This is a genomic window from Pseudomonas citrullilanati, assembly GCF_030580855.1.
GTDB lineage: Bacteria > Pseudomonadota > Gammaproteobacteria > Pseudomonadales > Pseudomonadaceae > Aquipseudomonas > Aquipseudomonas citrulli.
On sequence record NZ_JAUQOP010000006.1, the window covers coordinates 20,800 to 38,483 of the forward strand.

The following is a 17,684-nucleotide window of genomic DNA, read 5'->3' on the forward strand; positions in this document are numbered from 1 at the left end:
GCCGTGTGACAATTTGATGACGAAGGAAAACCCTGTGGGAGCGAGCCGGCTCCCTATGGCGCCGGATCAACACAACGCCAACGCCAGCCGGCTCCCTCCCGCCTGTTTACTGTTCAATGGATGGCTTCAACCCAAAGGCCCGCTGTCGTGAAAATCTCCTACCCCCGCTTGTCCCATCCCCATGCGCCCCTTCTCGCCTTGATCGGCTGCGTGCTGCTGACCCCAATGGGCCTGCGCCTGGCGCTCGGCTGGTCCGACCCGCTGGGCTATCTTTCGGACCTGGGCGTCGGCGGCTTGCTGATCGCCTTGCTCCACCGTCGCCCTGTGTGGCTGGCGCTCCCCGTACTGCTGGCCTGGAGCGCGTTGACGCTGGCCAGCATCGAACTGGTCAGCGCCGTCGGGCGCATGCCCAACCCTTCGGACCTGCATTACCTGGTCGACCCGCAATTCGTCGAGAACTCCACCAGCGGCGGCTTCGCCCACCCGTGGCTGGCCGCGACCCAAGGAGCGGCGCTGGGGTTCTGGCTGCTGGTGCAATGGCTCGGTCACGCGCGTACGGCTCCGCGCTTGCCGCGCCACACGTGGGTGTTGCCGCTGCTGGTGCTGCTGGTCCACGGCGCAGTGCAATCCTGGCGGCCCAGCGAGGCGGACCAATGGAACCTGTTCAACCTGCCCCACCAATTGGCCACCGCCGCGATCGCCGACGGCCAGGAACGCGCCCAGCAATGGCTCGAGGGCAATGCACCGGATCCCGCCCCGCCCATGGCCGGGCTCACCCGGCTGGACCTCGACGGTCAGCCCTTGCTGGCCGCGCCGGGACGCGCGCGCAACGTGCTGGTCATCGCCCTGGAAGGCATTCCCGGGGCCTACGTGAGGGCCAACCGCGAGGCACTGAACAGCGCCTATCAAGACAACCTGATGCCGCACCTCAGCGCCTGGGCCGAACGCGGCATGAACACCCCCGACTACGTCCTGCATAGCCACCAGACCATCCGGGGCCTGTACGCCATGTTGTGTGGCGACTACGACAAACTCGACGACGGCACGCCCAAGGGCGTCGAAATGCTCAACCAGACCCAGCGCAACCAGGCCTGCCTGCCCGCCCAACTGCGCCAGAACGGTTTCTCCACCCACTTCCTGCAAGCCGCGGGGCTGCGGTTCATGGCCAAGGACCGGATCATGCCGCACATCGGCTTCGACACGGCGCTGGGCGTGGAATGGTTCACCCAGCCCGCCTACCTGGAATTCCCCTGGGGCAAGGACGACAAGACCTTCTTCGAGGGGGCGCTGGACTATGTCGGGCAACTGCAACAGGCCGACCGACCGTGGATGCTCACCCTGCTCACCGTCGGCACGCACCAGCCCTACTCCGCACCGGATGATTACCTGCAACGCTACGACTCTGCCAAGCAGGCCGCGGTCGGTTACCTGGACGACGCCCTGGACGGCTTCCTGGCCGGCCTGGAGCGCCAGGGCGTGCTGGACAACACCCTGGTGGTGATTACCTCGGATGAATCCCATGGCATCGACGATGTGCGCCTGGCGTCCTCCTGGGGCTTCAACCTGATGCTGGCGCCGGAGCCGTTGCCGAGGATCAAATCGGGGGTCTACGGCCATGTGGACTTGACCGCATCGATCCTCGATTACTTCGGCTTCGCGGTGCCCCCGGCATTGTCCGGCCGTTCGATGCTCAGGGACTACACGACGGGCCGGGAAATCATGTCCTTCACCAACGGCAAGCTGCGCCATCACGACGGCAACGGCACGTTCACCGAGTGTGATTTCCTGCAGCGTTGCCGGTACTACGCCAGCCCCGGCTTCATCGCCGACCGGGCCCTCTACGGCGGGCAATACAGCGGCCAGCGCGCGCGGCTGATCAGTGCCCGGGCCACTGCCCTGGGCCAGACCCTGCTGCCCACGCCCCTCAACCAGCGCTATCAGTTCGGCAGCGCGGAAAAGATCCCGCTGCCGGCCCAGGTGTCCAACGACTGGACCGACAACCTGATCGGCGCCCAGTACCTGGAGATGCCCAAGGGTTCCCAGACCCGTGTCAGCCTGACCATCCGCGCCTTGGAGGCAGACCATGCCGCCTACATTTCCCTGAAGGCCAAGGAGTTCGAGCAGGACGTCGCCATGGACCTGCCGACCGACGTGGCGGTGACCCCGGAGCAGCCGCTGGTAATGGACATCAGTTTCGACAACCCGCACCAGCGCAAGGCCTTTTCCTTCCACCTGCTCGGCCATGGGGTGGGCGCCATCGAGATCAGCGACTTCAGCGTCGTGACCGAACTGCCGGGCCAGCCGGAGCAACCGCAATACCTGGACGACGGGCAGGACGACAGCGACGTCCAATCCAGCTGAACAGACAACGCGCAGCCCTGGTCCGGGCTGCGCGCCACGGGGCCTGATAGGGCCGGGTCAATCCAGCAAGCGATGCAGCTTCGCGTACTGCAACAGCATGATGGTCTTGGCGTCGCAGATCTCCCCCGTCTCGATCATGCCCAGGGCCTGGTCGAGCGACATCTCCAGCACCTCGATCTCCTCGCCCTCTTCCTCCAGGCCGCCGCCCTCGTGCTGCTTGTCCTCGTCGAAATACTCGCCGACGAAAAAATGCAGCCGTTCGGTTACCGACCCCGGGCTCATGAAGGCTTCGAAGACCTTGCGCACGTCCTGGATGACGTAGCCGGTTTCCTCCTGGGTTTCCTTGCGGATGCAGGTGTGCGGGTCGTCGTTGTCGAGCAGGCCGGCACAGGTTTCGATCAGCAGGTCATCGTGGCCGTTGACGAAGGCCGGGAAGCGGAATTGCCGGGTCAGGACCACGGTCTGCTTGGCCTTGCTGTACAGCAGGATGGTGGCGCCGTTGCCACGGTCATAGGTCTCGCGCGCCAACTCCTGCCACTGGCCATTGCGTCCGAAGTAATCGTAGGTGGTCTTGCGCAATACGTACCAGTTGTCCGAGAGGATCTCGACCTGCTTGATCCGTACGCGATCCTTTATGGGGGTTGCCTGGGTCATTCATTTGCTCCATTCGGGATCCGTGTCCCATTGAACACCTGTCCGCGCTGCCTCGGCGCCGCTCACGGAACGGCCGGAACCCGGGGCAACGCGCGTTTGTGGGCCGTATTGGCATAGGCGCGCTCGATGATCCGCTGCGCCTCGGGCGATACCGTTTCGCCCATCAGGTACGCATCGATGTCCTCGTAACGGCAACCATACGCGTCTTCATCCAACTTGCCGGGGGCCAAGTCTTCCAGGTCGGCGGTCGGCGCCTTGCGCACCAGGTGCGCGGGGGCGCCCAGGGCATCGGCCAACCCACGTACCTGGGTCTTCGTCAGCCCGGACAATGGCGCCAGGTCGCACGCGCCGTCGCCGTACTTGGTGAAAAAGCCCATCACCGCTTCCGCACCGTGATCGGTGCCCACCACCAGGCCCTGGCTCAGGTTGGCAATGGCGTACTGTGCCAGCATCCGCGCCCGGGCCTTGGCATTGCCCTTGGCGAAGTCCATGAGTGCCGCCGAGGGCTGCAAGCCGTCGATGGCGATCTGACCCATCAGCCCGTCCACGCATGCGGCGATGTTGCACGTGGTGAGCACATCCGGCCGAATGAAGTCCAGGGCCGCCTGGGCGTCGTGTTCGTCGGCCTGGGTCTTGTAGGGCAGGCGGACGGCGATGAAGCGCGCTTCATGGCCTTCATCGCGCAATTGCTTCACCGCCAACTGGCAGAGCAGGCCGGCCGTGAGCGAATCGACGCCGCCGCTGATGCCCAGCACCAGGGCCTTGCAACCCGACTCGCGCAGAACCTGCTTGATGAACTCGACGCGACGGGCAATCTCGGCCGCTTCGCCGCCTGGTTTGAGTTGGCGATCGATGCCCAGTTCCCGGGCAATGGTCTCTTGCTGAAGCGAAGTCATGTCAGGCTCCCAGTTGTGGGTTGATCAGGTTGACGTTGAACACTTGGGCGGCGTACCGCAGGAACGAAACGTCTTCACAGACGTTCTTCACCGGATCGTCGGAGAACTTCACGACCGGCTCGCCGTGGACCCGCACCAGCTTCATGACGATGCTCAGCGGTTCGACACCGTCCACATCGCACGCCAGGCTGGTGCCCATGCCAAAGCCGAACTTGGCCTTGCCACGGACGTGCCGCAGGATCGGCAGGCATTTTTCGAAATTCAGGCCGTCGGAAAACATCAGGTCCTTGGTGTGCGGATCGACGCCCAGTTCCTGATAACGTCCCAGCACCTTGTCGGCCCAGGCGATGGGGTCACCGGAATCCTGGCGCAGGCCGTCGTAGAGCTTGGCGAAGTACAGGTCGAAATCCTTGAGGAAGAAATCGGTGCTGATGCAGTCCGTGAGGGCGATCCCCAGGCGGCCACGGTACTCGCGCACCCAGTTCTCCAACGCAGCGTTCTGACTCTCGCGCAACCGTCCCAGTTGCTGGTGCACCATCAGCCATTGGTGGGCCATCGTGCCGATCAGGGGAAGGTCGAATTCATAGGCCAGGTGCGCGTTGCTGGTGCCGACAAAGACCCCGGGGAAATCGCTGCGCATGACATTCACCACTTCACGCTGGGCCCTGAACGATAACCGGCGGCGGGTGGAAAAATCCGACACACGAAACTCGGCGAGCTCTTCGCGGCTGGCGTTCTTCTCCAACCACTCGAACTTCTGGTACAGCTTGCGGGTGACGTCGGCCAGTTCGACATCGGGGTATTTCTCGCGGTTGCGCAACTCGCTGACCATGGCCAGCACTGGCTGCTCGAACATGATGCAGTGCAGCATCGGGCCACGAACGCGGATATTGAGCTGGCCATCGACTTCCGACACATGGATGTAGCGCAGGTTGAAGCGAAACAGCCCGAGGAACTGTTCGAAGTCCGCTGTCAGGTACTCGCGAAAACGCTTGTTGAACAGGAATCGCTGCTCACCCTCGCGCAGTTGCAGCCCGGCCAGTTTCTCCAGCTCGTCCCGGATCTGCGGGATCAGGTGGCCGAGCCGCTCCCTGGAACGCACGATGAACTGGTATTCCACTTCCACGTTGGGGTGCTGGTGCAAGACCGCCTGCATCATGGTGAAGGTGTAGTAGTCCGTATCCAGAAGGCTCTGGATGGTGCCGGTGCTCGAATCGAATGCGCTGTCCATGGGGCTTCCTTACACACTTGCCAGTTGAATGGTTTCTTCGCGAGTCGCGGCCACCGCGATGCCCGCTTGCCGCATGTCCCGCACGGCCTGGAGGGCGCCCTCCTCGCTGATGGCACGGCAGGCCGGCAGGTGGATGACCACCCTGAAGCCGGCGGCAGCCAGTTGCAGCGCGGTGGTCTTGACGCAGAAATCCAGCGCCAGCCCACCCACGATGACCTGCTCGACCCGTTGGCCCTTCAGGTACTCGATCACCCCGGTGGAGAGCTTGCCGTGCAGGTCGTGGTAGCAGGCGCCGTACGGGTGCAGGTCCGGCTCGACGCCTTTCCAGACGAAATAGTCGTAGTCGTAGGGCGTCGGCAATTCGTCCAGCAAGGTGAACCCTTCGGTGCCGGGTACACAGTGGCTGACCCAGGTCACGTCGGCGTGCACAAGCCCGGTCGGCTTGAGCATCTGCGCGGGCTCGGCAACCACCCAGGGCGCCTGGGGCGTGTGGGCGTCCTTGCTGCCGATGCGCAGGCTGGCCAGGGTCGCGATGAAGTTCAACTCACCGCCGATCTGATCGCCGCCGGGGACCGGCAGCTCATCAGGGCACAGCGGGGTAAAGCTCTTTTGCGCGTCGACATCGAAGGAAGCGGTTTTCCGGGTCAGGCTGTTCATGCTGGGTCTCTCCTCTTCATGGTCGCTACAGTACACATCATGTACTTTCACGACAAGCCTCGTTTGCAAAATATTTTTCCCGATCTTATCCAGATAATTAGGGAAAACGTGAATGTGCCGTTAAAGATTTTTGATGCTAGAGTACACGTCACGTACCAAATGAGGATAAATCATGTTCGAGATTGCGCTGTATGGCGGTGCCTTCAATCCCCCGCATGCCGGCCATGCCCACGTGATGATCGAAGCCTCCCGCCAGGCGAGGCGCGTGCTGGTAGCGCCCAGCTACAGGCACCCTTGCGGCAAGCGAATGGTCGACTATGAGGTTCGCCTGGACTGGCTGGAAGCGATCGTCGAGAACATCCAGCCGCTGTGCCACGCCGAAGTACGCGCCAGCCGCGTGGAGCAGATCGTGGCCCGTGGCGTCGAAGGCGCCATCTACAGCTACACCCTGCTCGCCCACCTCGCCGACAGCCTGGCGCTGGACGGCAAGCGGATCGCCCTGGTGGTGGGCGAGGACGTGGCAGACCAACTGCCGAACTTCTATCGCGGCCAGGCACTGCTGGAGCGTTTTTCCATCCTCCGCGTGGAGGAAACGCTCCACGTGCGCAGCACGTTGCTTCGCGAACGCCTGGCGTTGGGCGAACCGTTGCCCAGCCACTGGATGGCACCCGGCATGGACCCGTTAAACTATGACCTTTATGCGACCTACGGAAACCGACATGCCGAATAGCCCAGCCCCCGCGCGCGATTACCTGCACACCATCGACCTCTGCGTGCTGCGCTTCAATCGGCAAGCCCAGGCCATCGAGATCCTGCTGAACCGCAGGGAAGCCGAACCGTTCGCCGGCCATTGGGCGCTGCCCGGGATCGTGGTCAATGGCGGGGTCGAGGATCTCACGCTGAACGACGCCGTGGAGCGCCTGCGCCACTCGAACAAGGTGGGCATGCCACTGGCCTGGATCGAGCAGGTCGGCACCGTCGGCGATGCCTTCCGCGATCCGCGTTGCTGGTCGTCGTCGACGTTCTACCTGGCGATTGCCAGTGATGCGGTGGAGCTGGCCGAACACCAGGGTTTCTTCCCGCTCAAGGACGTTGCGGATGCGTCGATAAAACTGCCCTTCGATCACAACAGCCTGGTGGCCGCCGTACAGGAACGGCTGTTGTCCAAAGCCCTCTACAGCAGCCTGCCGCTGATGTTCCTCGGCAACGAGTTCAGTGCGCCGGAAGCCGTGGGCATCTTCTCCGTGGTGCTCGAACGCCCGGTGCTCAAGACCAGCATGCGCCAGCGCCTGCTGAAGATGACCGAGGCAGGCTACCTGCAAGAAACCGGTCGCAAGAAAAGCGGCGACGGCGGCCGCCCGCAGCGCACGCTGGAAAACCTCAAGCCGGGAAGCGTTTACCTCTTTGATAGGTGCTTTCTGGAGTAGCGCTTAGCGGGCAAGCGCAAATGCGGGTGCTATCCGTTCTTGCTCGTTAGCGGAAATTCCCAAATAGCGCGCGACCTTGGGCCATTTCCTGACGACGCCCTGAAATCGCTCGATGGTTTGTCTGACGTCGTCAGCAGATAGCTGGCGATGTAGAAATATGTTCTTTCGCTGAAACGCCTCAACGTAGGAGCGCCCCTTCCTAGAAGAAAATATGAAAGTATTTTTCATTTTTTCGAGAGAAATCGAGAAATACCTTCAGGTGCCAGCCATGCGTAGGGAACGATACGGCTTGGAGGAATGATCGGGTTTAGCAGCGCTAAACCCGAACAGATTGATTACGTAGGGTCGCCAAGAAGTCTGATTCTTGGCGGACGACTCACTCCACCGTCACAGACTTCGCCAGATTGCGCGGCTGGTCCACGTCCGTGCCCTTGAGCACGGCCACGTAGTACGACAGCAGTTGCAGCGGGAGGGTGTAGAGGATCGGTGAGAGGATGTCGTGGATGTGCGGCATGTGCACCACGTGGGTGCCTTCGCCGTTGGTCATGCCGGCCTTTTCGTCGGCGAAGACGATCAACTGGCCGCCACGGGCGCGTACTTCCTGCAGGTTGGACTTGAGCTTTTCCAGCAGCTCGTTGTTCGGCGCCACGGTGACCACCGGCATGTCGTTGTCCACCAGGGCCAGCGGGCCGTGCTTGAGTTCACCGGCCGGGTAGGCTTCGGCGTGGATGTAGGAGATTTCCTTGAGCTTCAGGGCACCCTCCATCGCCACGGGGAATTGCGCGCCACGGCCCAGGAACAGGGTGTGGTTTTTCTCGGCGAACAGCTCGGCGATTTTTTCCACGGTGCTGTCCATGGCCAGGGCCTCGCCCAGGCGGGCCGGCAGGCGGCGCAGTTCTTCCACCAGCTTGGCTTCGACCCCCTCGGCCAACGTGCCGCGCACCTGACCCAGCGACAGGGTCAACAGCAACAGACCGACCAATTGGGTGGTGAAGGCCTTGGTTGACGCCACGCCGATTTCGCGACCGGCCTGGGTCAGCAGGGTCAGGTCGGATTCACGCACCAGGGAGCTGATGCCCACGTTGCAGATCGCCAGGCTGGCGAGGAAGCCCAGTTCCTTGGCGTTGCGCAGGGCAGCCAGGGTGTCGGCGGTTTCGCCGGACTGGGAGATGGTGACGAACAGCGAATCGGGTTGCACCACCACCTTGCGGTAGCGGAACTCGCTGGCCACTTCGACCTGGCATGGAATGCCGGCCAACTCCTCCAGCCAGTAACGGGCGACCATGCCGGCGTGATAACTGGTGCCGCAAGCGACGATCTGTACGTTGCGAACCTTGGCGAACAGCTCGGCCGCCTGTGGACCGAAGGCCTGGACCAGCACCTGGGTCTGGCTCATGCGCCCTTCCAGAGTGCGTTGCACCACGGCCGGTTGCTCGTGGATTTCCTTGAGCATGAAGTGGCGGAACTCGCCCTTGTCGGCGGCTTCGGCGCCATCGCGATACTGGACGGTTTCACGTTCGACGGCAGCGCCCTCAATGTTCCAGATCTGCACGCTCTCGCGACGGATCTCGGCGATGTCGCCCTCTTCCAGGTACATGAAACGGTCGGTCACCTGGCGCAGGGCCAACTGATCGGACGCCAGGAAGTTTTCCCCCAGGCCCAGGCCGATCACCAATGGGCTGCCGCTGCGGGCCGCCACCAGGCGATCCGGTTGCTTCGCGCTGATCACCGCCAGGCCATAGGCACCGTGCAGTTCCTTGACGGTTGCCTTGAGGGCGGCGGTCAGGTCCGGCAGGTCCTTGAGCTTGTGGTTGAGCAGGTGGGCGATGACTTCGGTGTCGGTGTCCGAGGTGAACACATAGCCGAGGGCCTTGAGCTGCTCACGCAGGGCCTCGTGGTTTTCGATGATGCCGTTGTGCACCACCGCCAGGTCGCCGGAGAAATGCGGATGGGCGTTACGCTCGCATGGCGCGCCGTGGGTGGCCCAACGGGTGTGCGCGATGCCGAGGCGACCGATCAGCGGCTCGGCGTCCAGCGCCTGCTCCAGTTCGCTGACCTTGCCCGGACGGCGCATCCGCTCGAGCCTTTCGTCGTGGGTGAAGACCGCCACGCCGGCGCTGTCGTAGCCGCGGTATTCCAGGCGCTTGAGGCCTTCGATCAAAATTGCAGTGATGTTGCGTTCAGCAACGGCGCCGACAATTCCACACATGCTATTTCTCCTGGCTGACAGACGCGCAGATCACCTGGATGCCGCGGGCCTGGATCTGATCGCGGGCCTCTACGGGCAGGCGATCATCGGTAATGAGGGTATGGACGCTGCTCCACGGCAGTTCCAGGTTGGGGATCTTGCGGCCGATCTTGTCGGCCTCCACCATCACGATCACTTCGCGGGCAACCTCAGCCATCACACGGCTCAGGCCCAGCAGTTCGTTGAAGGTGGTGGTGCCACGGAGCAAATCGATGCCATCGGCACCGATGAACAACTGGTCGAAGTCGTAGGAACGCAGCACCTGCTCGGCGACCTGGCCCTGGAATGACTCGGAATGCGGGTCCCAGGTGCCCCCGGTCATCAACAGCACCGGCTCGTGTTCCAGCTCGTTCAGCGCCCTGGCGACGTGCAGGGAGTTGGTCATCACCACCAGCCCCGGCTGTTGGCCGAGGTGAGGGATCATTGCCGCCGTGGTGCTACCGCTGTCGATGATGATTCGCGCATGTTCGCGGATCCGCTTCACGGCAGCCCGAGCAATCGCCTGCTTGTAGCTGGAAACGGTTTTCCCATTGTCGGCCACCAGCTCCTGCGGCATCGGCACCGCGCCACCGTAACGGCGCAACAGCAGGCCATTGGTCTCCAGGGCGGCGAGATCCTTGCGAATCGTAACCTCCGAGGTTTCGAAGCGTCTGGCCAGCTCATCCACACTGACCTCGCCCTGCTCCTGGAGCAAGGCGAGGATATTGTGGCGTCGCTGTGGCGTGTTGCGTTTCGACATGGCGGGATAAGTTTCGATTCGAAAGAAAACGTAAGCAATCAAAACCTATCGGAGGGATGCCGTCAAGGTGGGAGAAGAAAAATTCAGAAATCACAAACGAAAGTGGGAGCGGGCTTGCTCGCGAAGGGGCCAGGTCAGGCAGTATTGTTTTACCTGATAGACCGCTATCGCGAGCAAGCTCGCTCCCACAGGGATTGTGGATAACTTTTAAGGCTTCTTGATTTTTTCCGGGCGCTTCCAGTTGTCGATATTGCGCTGGCGAGCCCGTCCGACCGCCAACTGCGCGTTATCCACATTCTGGGTGATGGTCGAGCCCGCGGCGGTGGTTGCACCGTGGGAGATATCCACAGGTGCCACCAGCGAGTTGTTGGAGCCGATGAACACATCCTCGCCCAGCACGGTTTTCCACTTGTTCGCGCCATCGTAGTTACAGGTGATGGTGCCGGCGCCAATGTTGGTGCGGGCGCCGACCTCGGCGTCGCCCAGGTAGGTCAGGTGACCGGCCTTGGCACCTTCGCCCAGGTGGGCGTTCTTGAGCTCGACGAAGTTACCCACATGGGCGCGGGCTTCCAGGACGCTGCCCGGGCGCAGGCGCGCAAACGGACCGGCGTCGCTGCCCTCGCCCATCACCGCGCCGTCCAGGTGACTGTTGGCCTTGATCACCACGCCTTTGCGCAAGGTGCTGTCCTTGATCACGCAGTTCGGGCCGATGACCACGTCGTCTTCGATCACGACGTTGCCTTCCAGGATAACGTTGATGTCGATGACCACATCGCGGCCCACGCTGACGTCGCCGCGCACGTCGAAACGAGCCGGATCGCGCAGGGTCACGCCCTGGGCCATCAAGCGGCGCGCGGCGCGCAGTTGATAATGACGCTCCAGCTCGGCCAGTTGCCGACGGTCGTTGGCGCCCTGCACTTCCATGGCATCCAGCGGTTGTTCGGTGGCCACCACCAGCCCGTCCGCGACCGCCATGGCGATCACGTCCGTCAGGTAGTACTCGCCCTGGGCATTGTTGTTCGACAGGCGGCTCATCCAGTCGCCCAGGCGTTCAGCCGGCACGGCCAGGATCCCGGTGTTGCCCTCGGTGATGGCGCGCTGGGCTTGGTTAGCGTCCTTCTGCTCGACGATGGCGGTGACCTGTCCGTCGGCGTTGCGCACGATGCGCCCGTACCCCGTGGGGTCATCCAGCTCGACGGTCAACAGGCCCAATTGCCGTGGAGCGACATGGGTAAGCAGGCGCTGCAAGGTCTCGACTTCGATCAACGGGACATCGCCGTAGAGGATCAGCACGGTATCGGCGGTGATGAACGGCACGGCCTGGGCGACGGCGTGGCCGGTACCCAGTTGCTTGTCCTGCAAGACGAAATTCAGGTCATCGGCGGCCAGGCGTTCACGAACGGCATCGGCGCCGTGGCCGATCACGACGTGGATGCGCTGTGGATCAAGTTGCCGAGCGCTGTGGATAACATGGCCAAGCATGGAGCGCCCCGCCACCGGGTGCAGTACCTTGGGCAGCGCCGAGCGCATGCGGGTGCCTTGACCGGCCGCGAGGATAACGATTTCGAGAGACATGACGGGCTACCAATCCTGGAGGGTCAACGATTGCGACCTGATGACCCGGGTCGCGAAAAGAAAAAAGGGTAGCCGAGGCTACCCTTTTTAATCAATCACGCATGAAGCGGACGGCTTAGCCGCCGAACTTCTTGCGGATCTGCTGGACGGTACGCAGCTGGGCTGCGGCCTCGGCCAGACGTGCAGCAGCAGAACCGTAGTCGAAGTCTGCGCCTTTTTCGTGCAGGGCCTTCTCGGCAGCCTTGACGGCTTCCTGAGCGGAGGCTTCGTCCAGGTCGGCAGCACGTTGCACGGTGTCGGCAAGGACCTTGACCATGTTCGGCTGGACCTCGAGGAAACCACCGGAGATGTAGAACACCTCCCGTTCCCCGCCCTGCTTGGTCAGAGTAATCGGACCTGGCTTCAAGCTGGTGATCAGCGGTGCGTGACCCAGGGCGATACCAAGATCCCCCAGCTCACCGTGCGCAACCACAAACTCGACCAGACCGGAGAAGATTTCCCCTTCCGCACTGACGATATCGCAATGGACTGTCATAGCCATCTGATTGCCTCAACCTAAATTAGCGCCCGTTGCCGGGCGCCGGGATTACAGTTTCTTGGCTTTCTCGATCGCTTCTTCGATGCCGCCGACCATGTAGAACGCTTGTTCTGGCAGGTGGTCGTAGTCACCGTTGAGGATGCCTTTGAAGCCAGCAATGGTGTCTTTCAGGGAAACGTATTTACCCGAGGCACCGGTGAAGACTTCAGCCACGAAGAACGGCTGCGACAAGAAGCGCTGGATCTTACGAGCACGGGCTACCAACTGCTTGTCGGTTTCCGACAGCTCGTCCATACCCAGGATCGCGATGATGTCCTTCAGCTCTTTGTAGCGCTGCAGCACGTACTGAACGCCACGAGCGGTCTCGTAGTGCTCGGTGCCGATCACGTTCGGATCCAGCTGGCGGGAGGTCGAGTCCAGTGGGTCTACCGCTGGGTAGATACCCAGGGAAGCGATGTCACGGGACAGAACGACGGTGGCGTCCAAGTGGGCGAAGGTGGTCGCTGGCGACGGGTCGGTCAAGTCGTCCGCTGGTACGTATACCGCCTGGATCGAGGTGATCGAGCCTTGCTTGGTCGAAGTGATGCGCTCTTGCAGCACGCCCATCTCTTCAGCCAGGGTCGGCTGGTAGCCTACTGCCGAAGGCATACGGCCCAGCAGTGCGGACACTTCGGTACCGGCCAGGGTGTAACGGTAGATGTTGTCGACGAACAGCAGAACGTCGTTACCTTCGTCACGGAACTTCTCGGCCATGGTCAGGCCGGTCAGGGCTACGCGCAGACGGTTTCCCGGCGGCTCGTTCATCTGGCCGTAGACCAGTGCCACTTTGTCCAGAACGTTGGAATCCTTCATCTCGTGGTAGAAGTCGTTACCCTCACGAGTACGCTCACCCACACCGGCGAACACGGAATAACCGCTGTGCTCGATGGCGATGTTACGGATCAGTTCCATCATGTTTACGGTCTTGCCCACACCGGCACCACCGAACAGACCGACTTTACCGCCCTTGGCGAACGGGCAGACCAGGTCGATAACCTTGATGCCGGTTTCCAGCAGGTCGTTGCCACCAGCTTGTTCAGCGAAGGATGGCGCAGGACGGTGGATGCCCCAGCGCTCTTCTTCACCGATCGGGCCAGCTTCGTCGATCGGGTTGCCCAGTACGTCCATGATCCGGCCCAGGGTCGCTTTACCGACCGGTACGGAGATGGCTGCGCCAGTGTTGTTGACGTCCAGACCGCGCTTCAAGCCTTCGGTGGAGCCCATCGCAATGGTACGAACCACGCCGTCGCCCAGCTGCTGCTGGACTTCCAGGGTGGTTTCGGCGCCTTGAACCTTCAAGGCGTCGTAGATGCTCGGTACGCTGTCGCGTGGGAATTCCACGTCGATAACGGCGCCGATGATTTGAACGATACGTCCGCTACTCATAGCTGGATCCTCTGAATATTTGAACCGTTAAACCGCGGCAGCGCCGCCGACGATTTCCGAGATCTCTTGGGTGATCGCAGCCTGACGCGCCTTGTTGTAGATCAGCTGCAAATCGCTGATCAAATCACCGGCGTTGTCGGTAGCGTTCTTCATCGCGATCATCCGCGCGGCTTGTTCAGCTGCGTTGTTCTCGACCACCGCCTGGTAGACCTGCGACTCCACGTAGCGGACCATCAAGCCGTCGAGCAGCTCCTTGGCATCCGGTTCGTAGAGATAGTCCCAGTGGTGCTTGAGTTCCTGTTCCGGGGTCGCCACCAGTGGAATCAACTGCTCCACGGTCGGCTGTTGCGTCATGGTGTTGATGAACTTGTTGGATACCACGGACAGGCGGTCGATCCGGCCTTCCAGGTAAGCATCCAGCATCACCTTGACGCTGCCGATCAGGTCATTGATCGACGGCTCTTCACCCAGGTGGCTGATAGCTGCGACGACGTTGCCGCCGAAGTTGCGGAAGAAAGCCGCACCCTTGCTACCGACCACGCACAGATCGATCTCGACGCCTTGTTCGCGGTTTACCGCCATGTCCTTGACCAGGGCCTTGAACAGGTTGGTGTTCAAGCCACCGCACAGACCACGGTCACTGCTCACCACGACGTAACCGACGCGCTTGACGGCGCGGTCGATCATGAACGGGTGGCGGTATTCCGGGTTGGCGTTGGCCAGATGACCAATCACCTGGCGGATGCGCTCCGCATAAGGACGGCTAGCAGCCATGCGCATTTGTGCCTTGCGCATTTTGCTGACCGCCACTTTTTCCATGGCGCTGGTAATCTTTTGCGTGCTTTTGATGCTCGCAATCTTACTGCGAATCTCTTTTGCGCCTGCCATGTAACACCTATCAGGTTAGCAAGCGGGAGCCTTGCGGCTCCCGCTGCGGCTTACCAGGTTTGGGTGGCCTTGAACTTCTCGATACCAGCCTTCAGGCCAGCGTCGATTTCGTCATTGAAGTCACCCTTCACGTTGATCTTGGCCATCAAATCGGCGTGATCGCGGTTGAAGAAAGCAATCAGCGCTTGTTCGAAGCTGCCGATCTTGGCGATTTCAATGTCGGTCAGGAACCCACGCTCAGCGGCATACAGCGACAGCGCCATGTCAGCGATCGACATCGGTGCGTATTGCTTCTGCTTCATCAGCTCGGTAACGCGCTGACCATGCTCAAGTTGCTTGCGGGTCGCTTCGTCCAGGTCAGAAGCGAACTGGGCGAATGCCGCCAGTTCACGGTACTGGGCCAGGGCGGTACGGATACCACCGGACAGCTTCTTGATGATCTTGGTCTGAGCGGCACCACCTACACGGGATACCGAAACACCGGCGTTCACAGCAGGACGGATGCCCGAGTTGAACATGGCCGATTCCAGGAAGATCTGACCGTCGGTGATGGAGATCACGTTGGTCGGAACGAACGCGGAAACGTCGCCAGCCTGGGTTTCGATGATCGGCAGGGCGGTCAGGGAACCGGTCTTGCCAGTCACTGCGCCGTTGGTGAACTTCTCTACGTACTCTTCCGAAACGCGGGATGCGCGCTCCAGCAGGCGGGAGTGGAGATAGAACACGTCGCCTGGGTAGGCTTCACGGCCTGGTGGACGGCGCAGCAGCAGGGAGATCTGGCGGTAAGCCACTGCCTGCTTGGACAGATCGTCATAGACGATCAGCGCGTCTTCACCGCGGTCGCGGAAGTATTCGCCCATGGTGCAACCGGAGTACGGTGCCAGGAATTGCAGTGCGGCCGATTCCGAAGCACTGGCCGCCACGATGATGGTGTTGGCCAGGGCGCCGTTTTCTTCCAGCTTGCGAACCACGTTGGCGATGGTCGATTGCTTCTGACCGATTGCCACGTAGACGCAGAAGATGCCGCTGTTTTTCTGGTTGATGATCGCGTCGATCGCCAGGGCAGTCTTACCGATCTGACGGTCACCGATGATCAGCTCACGCTGGCCACGGCCGACAGGGATCATGGCATCGACAGCCTTGTAGCCAGTCTGTACAGGCTGGTCTACCGACTTACGCCAGATCACGCCTGGAGCAACTTTCTCGACCGCGTCGGTCTCGGTGTTGCCCAGTGGACCTTTGCCGTCAACAGGGTTACCCAGTGCGTCGACCACGCGACCCAGCAGTTCCTTGCCTACCGGAACTTCGAGGATGCGGCCGGTGCACTTGGCGCTCATGCCTTCAGCCAGAGTCGTGTAGGCGCCCAGTACCACGGCACCTACAGAGTCTTGCTCCAGGTTGAGGGCCATACCGTAGACGCCGCCCGGAAACTCGATCATTTCGCCGTACATGACGTCGGCCAGACCGTGAATCCGCACGATGCCGTCAGATACGCTGACGACAGTGCCTTCGTTACGGGCTTGGGAGGTCACATCGAGCTTTTCGATGCGGCCCTTGATAATTTCACTTATTTCGGAAGGATTGAGTTGCTGCATTGCTCTGCTGCCCCTTCAAACTCAAGATTTCAATGCTTCGGCAAGTTTCGCGATTTTGCCGCGAATCGAGCCATCGATAACCAGGTCGCCGGCGCGGATGACAACGCCCCCAATCAGGGACTTGTCTTCCTCGACTTGCAGGCGCACTTCCCGGTTGAGTCGTGCACTGAGAACCTTGGCGAGTTTGTCTTGCTGTTCTTGGTTCAATGCAAAAGCACTGGTCACTTCCACGTCTACCGACTTCTCCTGCTCGGCCTTGTACAGGTCGAAAAGAGCGGCGATCTCCGGCAGAAGCGGGAGACGGTCGTTTTCGGCAACGACGTGAATGAAATTCTGTGCCTTGGCATCGAACTTGTCGCCGCACACGTCAATGAACGTGGCGGCCTTTTCTGCGCTCGTCAGTCGCGGGGCCTTGAGCACGCGCTGCATGGTGTCGTCTTGCGACACCGCTGCAGCCAGGCCGAGCATGGCTGACCAATTGGCCAGTTGCTGGTGGGCCTGAGCGTGCTCGAAGGCCGCCTTAGCGTAAGGTCGGGCCAACGTGGTCAGTTCTGCCATGATCGCCCTCGCTTAGATTTCAGCAGCCAGTTGGTTAACCAGCTCTGCGTGCGCGTTTTGATCGATTGTGGCACCCAGGATCTTCGAAGCACCGCCAACGGCCAGGCTACCCACTTGGGCACGCAGCGCGTCTTTGACACTGTTGAGTTCCTGTTCGATCTCGGCTTGAGCCTGAGCCTTCACACGGTCAGCTTCGACGCGAGCCTGTTCACGGGCTTCGTCGACAATCTGGGTACCGCGTTTCTTGGCTTGCTCGATGATTTCAGCTGCCTGAGCTTTCGCTTCGCGCAGTTGCTGACCCACTTTCTCATGGGCCAACTCCAGGTCGCGAGCTGCACGGCTGGCAGCGTCCAGACCATCAGCGATCTTCTTTTGACGTTCGTGCAATGCCGCAATGACCGGAGGCCATACGAACTTCATGCAGAACAGTACAAAAATCAGGAACGCAACGGACTGGCCAATCAGGGTCGCATTAATGTTCACGCCAACACCTCGCAGTTACGTTGTCCATCACATCAAACTACTCGAAGACTCCGAGTAATTAGCCAGCGATCTGACCAACGAACGGGTTCGCAAAGGTGAAGAACAGAGCGATACCAACACCGATCATGGTCACGGCGTCGAGCAGACCGGCCACGATGAACATTTTGACTTGCAGCATTGGAACCATTTCTGGCTGACGCGCAGCGCCTTCCAGGAACTTGCCGCCCAGCAGGCCGAAACCAATTGCGGTACCCAGTGCGCCCAGGCCGATCAACAGTGCAACAGCGATAGCGGTTAGACCAACTACAGTTTCCATCTTTCCTCCCGACTTTTACGTCGTATGGTTTAGGTTTTTTAGATTAAAGCGGTAAAACAAATCGTTTCAGCCCGGTTCGGGCTCCTTCCCGTT

The 17,684-nt window shown here is 61.3% G+C and carries 17 protein-coding genes; 3 read left to right on the forward strand and 14 right to left on the reverse strand.

Annotated features, from left to right (window positions below):
• Positions 1–120: 120 nt before the first annotated feature.
• Positions 121–2,361 carry an LTA synthase family protein gene (locus tag Q6A48_RS06605; RefSeq protein ID WP_304552818.1) on the forward strand — a complete coding sequence of 747 codons (2,241 nt, stop codon included), beginning with the start codon at positions 121–123 and terminating at the stop codon, positions 2,359–2,361.
• Positions 2,362–2,418: 57 nt separating this feature from the next.
• Here Q6A48_RS06605 and nudK read toward each other — a convergent pair whose 3' ends face one another.
• The 4 genes from nudK to Q6A48_RS06625 form a co-directional block, all read right to left on the reverse strand.
• The gene (nudK, locus tag Q6A48_RS06610; RefSeq protein ID WP_304552820.1) at positions 2,419–3,015 is read right to left on the reverse strand and encodes a GDP-mannose pyrophosphatase NudK; all 597 of its coding nucleotides are present in this window, start codon (positions 3,013–3,015) and stop codon (positions 2,419–2,421) included.
• A gap of 62 nt (positions 3,016–3,077) precedes the next feature.
• Positions 3,078–3,911 carry an NAD(+) synthase gene (gene nadE, locus Q6A48_RS06615; protein ID WP_304552822.1) on the reverse strand — a complete coding sequence of 278 codons (834 nt, stop codon included), beginning with the start codon at positions 3,909–3,911 and terminating at the stop codon, positions 3,078–3,080.
• Between the two features lies 1 nt (position 3,912).
• A complete protein-coding gene (gene pncB / locus Q6A48_RS06620) occupies positions 3,913–5,142 on the reverse strand; it encodes a nicotinate phosphoribosyltransferase (protein ID WP_304552825.1) in 1,230 nt (409 codons plus the stop codon).
• A 9-nt stretch (positions 5,143–5,151) separates the two neighbouring features.
• The gene (locus Q6A48_RS06625) at positions 5,152–5,799 is read right to left on the reverse strand and encodes an isochorismatase family protein (protein WP_304552828.1); all 648 of its coding nucleotides are present in this window, start codon (positions 5,797–5,799) and stop codon (positions 5,152–5,154) included.
• A gap of 172 nt (positions 5,800–5,971) precedes the next feature.
• Between Q6A48_RS06625 and Q6A48_RS06630 the strand changes: the two genes are divergently transcribed.
• Entirely contained in the window at positions 5,972–6,529 is a 558-nt protein-coding gene (locus Q6A48_RS06630; protein WP_304552830.1) for an adenylyltransferase/cytidyltransferase family protein, read from the forward strand.
• Positions 6,519–7,226: an NUDIX hydrolase gene (locus Q6A48_RS06635; RefSeq protein WP_304552832.1), complete on the forward strand. Its 708-nt coding sequence runs from the start codon at positions 6,519–6,521 to the stop codon at positions 7,224–7,226. The genes Q6A48_RS06630 and Q6A48_RS06635 overlap by 11 nt, the downstream gene beginning before the upstream one ends.
• Positions 7,227–7,602: 376 nt before the next feature.
• Here the strand turns inward: Q6A48_RS06635 and glmS are convergent, their stop codons facing one another.
• From glmS to atpE, 10 genes are all read right to left on the reverse strand, one after another.
• Positions 7,603–9,435: a glutamine--fructose-6-phosphate transaminase (isomerizing) gene (gene glmS / locus Q6A48_RS06640; protein ID WP_304552833.1), complete on the reverse strand. Its 1,833-nt coding sequence runs from the start codon at positions 9,433–9,435 to the stop codon at positions 7,603–7,605.
• Position 9,436: 1 nt separating this feature from the next.
• Positions 9,437–10,213 carry a DeoR/GlpR family DNA-binding transcription regulator gene (locus tag Q6A48_RS06645; RefSeq protein ID WP_304552835.1) on the reverse strand — a complete coding sequence of 259 codons (777 nt, stop codon included), beginning with the start codon at positions 10,211–10,213 and terminating at the stop codon, positions 9,437–9,439.
• Between the two features lie 207 nt (positions 10,214–10,420).
• Positions 10,421–11,788, reverse strand: a complete 1,368-nt coding sequence (glmU, locus tag Q6A48_RS06650; protein ID WP_304552837.1) for a bifunctional UDP-N-acetylglucosamine diphosphorylase/glucosamine-1-phosphate N-acetyltransferase GlmU — start codon at positions 11,786–11,788, stop codon at positions 10,421–10,423.
• A gap of 115 nt (positions 11,789–11,903) precedes the next feature.
• Positions 11,904–12,329: a F0F1 ATP synthase subunit epsilon gene (locus tag Q6A48_RS06655; protein ID WP_039593182.1), complete on the reverse strand. Its 426-nt coding sequence runs from the start codon at positions 12,327–12,329 to the stop codon at positions 11,904–11,906.
• Positions 12,330–12,374: 45 nt separating this feature from the next.
• Positions 12,375–13,751, reverse strand: a complete 1,377-nt coding sequence (gene atpD / locus Q6A48_RS06660; RefSeq protein WP_042727805.1) for a F0F1 ATP synthase subunit beta — start codon at positions 13,749–13,751, stop codon at positions 12,375–12,377.
• A 27-nt stretch (positions 13,752–13,778) separates the two neighbouring features.
• Positions 13,779–14,639, reverse strand: a complete 861-nt coding sequence (gene atpG, locus Q6A48_RS06665; protein WP_030139034.1) for a F0F1 ATP synthase subunit gamma — start codon at positions 14,637–14,639, stop codon at positions 13,779–13,781.
• A gap of 50 nt (positions 14,640–14,689) precedes the next feature.
• Positions 14,690–16,234 (reverse strand): F0F1 ATP synthase subunit alpha, encoded by a 1,545-nt coding sequence (atpA, locus tag Q6A48_RS06670; protein ID WP_304552842.1) that lies wholly within the window; start codon positions 16,232–16,234, stop codon positions 14,690–14,692.
• Positions 16,235–16,255: 21 nt separating this feature from the next.
• Positions 16,256–16,792, reverse strand: a complete 537-nt coding sequence (locus Q6A48_RS06675; protein WP_003187192.1) for a F0F1 ATP synthase subunit delta — start codon at positions 16,790–16,792, stop codon at positions 16,256–16,258.
• Between the two features lie 12 nt (positions 16,793–16,804).
• On the reverse strand, positions 16,805–17,275 hold the full coding sequence (locus tag Q6A48_RS06680; RefSeq protein WP_030139033.1) for a F0F1 ATP synthase subunit B: 471 nt from the start codon (positions 17,273–17,275) through the stop codon (positions 16,805–16,807).
• 58 nt (positions 17,276–17,333) lie between these two features.
• Positions 17,334–17,591, reverse strand: coding sequence for a F0F1 ATP synthase subunit C (atpE, locus tag Q6A48_RS06685; protein WP_003097235.1), 258 nt, complete (start codon positions 17,589–17,591; stop codon positions 17,334–17,336).
• Positions 17,592–17,684: the final 93 nt, after the last annotated feature.

Coding starts and splice junctions, on each gene's coding strand:
- Q6A48_RS06605 (WP_304552818.1), top strand. CDS start 121: ATGGCTTCAACCCAAAGGCCCGCTGTCGTGAAAATCTCCTACCCCCGC.
- nudK (WP_304552820.1), bottom strand. CDS start 3,015: ATGACCCAGGCAACCCCCATAAAGGATCGCGTACGGATCAAGCAGGTC.
- nadE (WP_304552822.1), bottom strand. CDS start 3,911: ATGACTTCGCTTCAGCAAGAGACCATTGCCCGGGAACTGGGCATCGAT.
- pncB (WP_304552825.1), bottom strand. CDS start 5,142: ATGGACAGCGCATTCGATTCGAGCACCGGCACCATCCAGAGCCTTCTG.
- Q6A48_RS06625 (WP_304552828.1), bottom strand. CDS start 5,799: ATGAACAGCCTGACCCGGAAAACCGCTTCCTTCGATGTCGACGCGCAA.
- Q6A48_RS06630 (WP_304552830.1), top strand. CDS start 5,972: ATGTTCGAGATTGCGCTGTATGGCGGTGCCTTCAATCCCCCGCATGCC.
- Q6A48_RS06635 (WP_304552832.1), top strand. CDS start 6,519: ATGCCGAATAGCCCAGCCCCCGCGCGCGATTACCTGCACACCATCGAC.
- glmS (WP_304552833.1), bottom strand. CDS start 9,435: ATGTGTGGAATTGTCGGCGCCGTTGCTGAACGCAACATCACTGCAATT.
- Q6A48_RS06645 (WP_304552835.1), bottom strand. CDS start 10,213: ATGTCGAAACGCAACACGCCACAGCGACGCCACAATATCCTCGCCTTG.
- glmU (WP_304552837.1), bottom strand. CDS start 11,788: ATGTCTCTCGAAATCGTTATCCTCGCGGCCGGTCAAGGCACCCGCATG.
- Q6A48_RS06655 (WP_039593182.1), bottom strand. CDS start 12,329: ATGGCTATGACAGTCCATTGCGATATCGTCAGTGCGGAAGGGGAAATC.
- atpD (WP_042727805.1), bottom strand. CDS start 13,751: ATGAGTAGCGGACGTATCGTTCAAATCATCGGCGCCGTTATCGACGTG.
- atpG (WP_030139034.1), bottom strand. CDS start 14,639: ATGGCAGGCGCAAAAGAGATTCGCAGTAAGATTGCGAGCATCAAAAGC.
- atpA (WP_304552842.1), bottom strand. CDS start 16,234: ATGCAGCAACTCAATCCTTCCGAAATAAGTGAAATTATCAAGGGCCGC.
- Q6A48_RS06675 (WP_003187192.1), bottom strand. CDS start 16,792: ATGGCAGAACTGACCACGTTGGCCCGACCTTACGCTAAGGCGGCCTTC.
- atpE (WP_003097235.1), bottom strand. CDS start 17,591: ATGGAAACTGTAGTTGGTCTAACCGCTATCGCTGTTGCACTGTTGATC.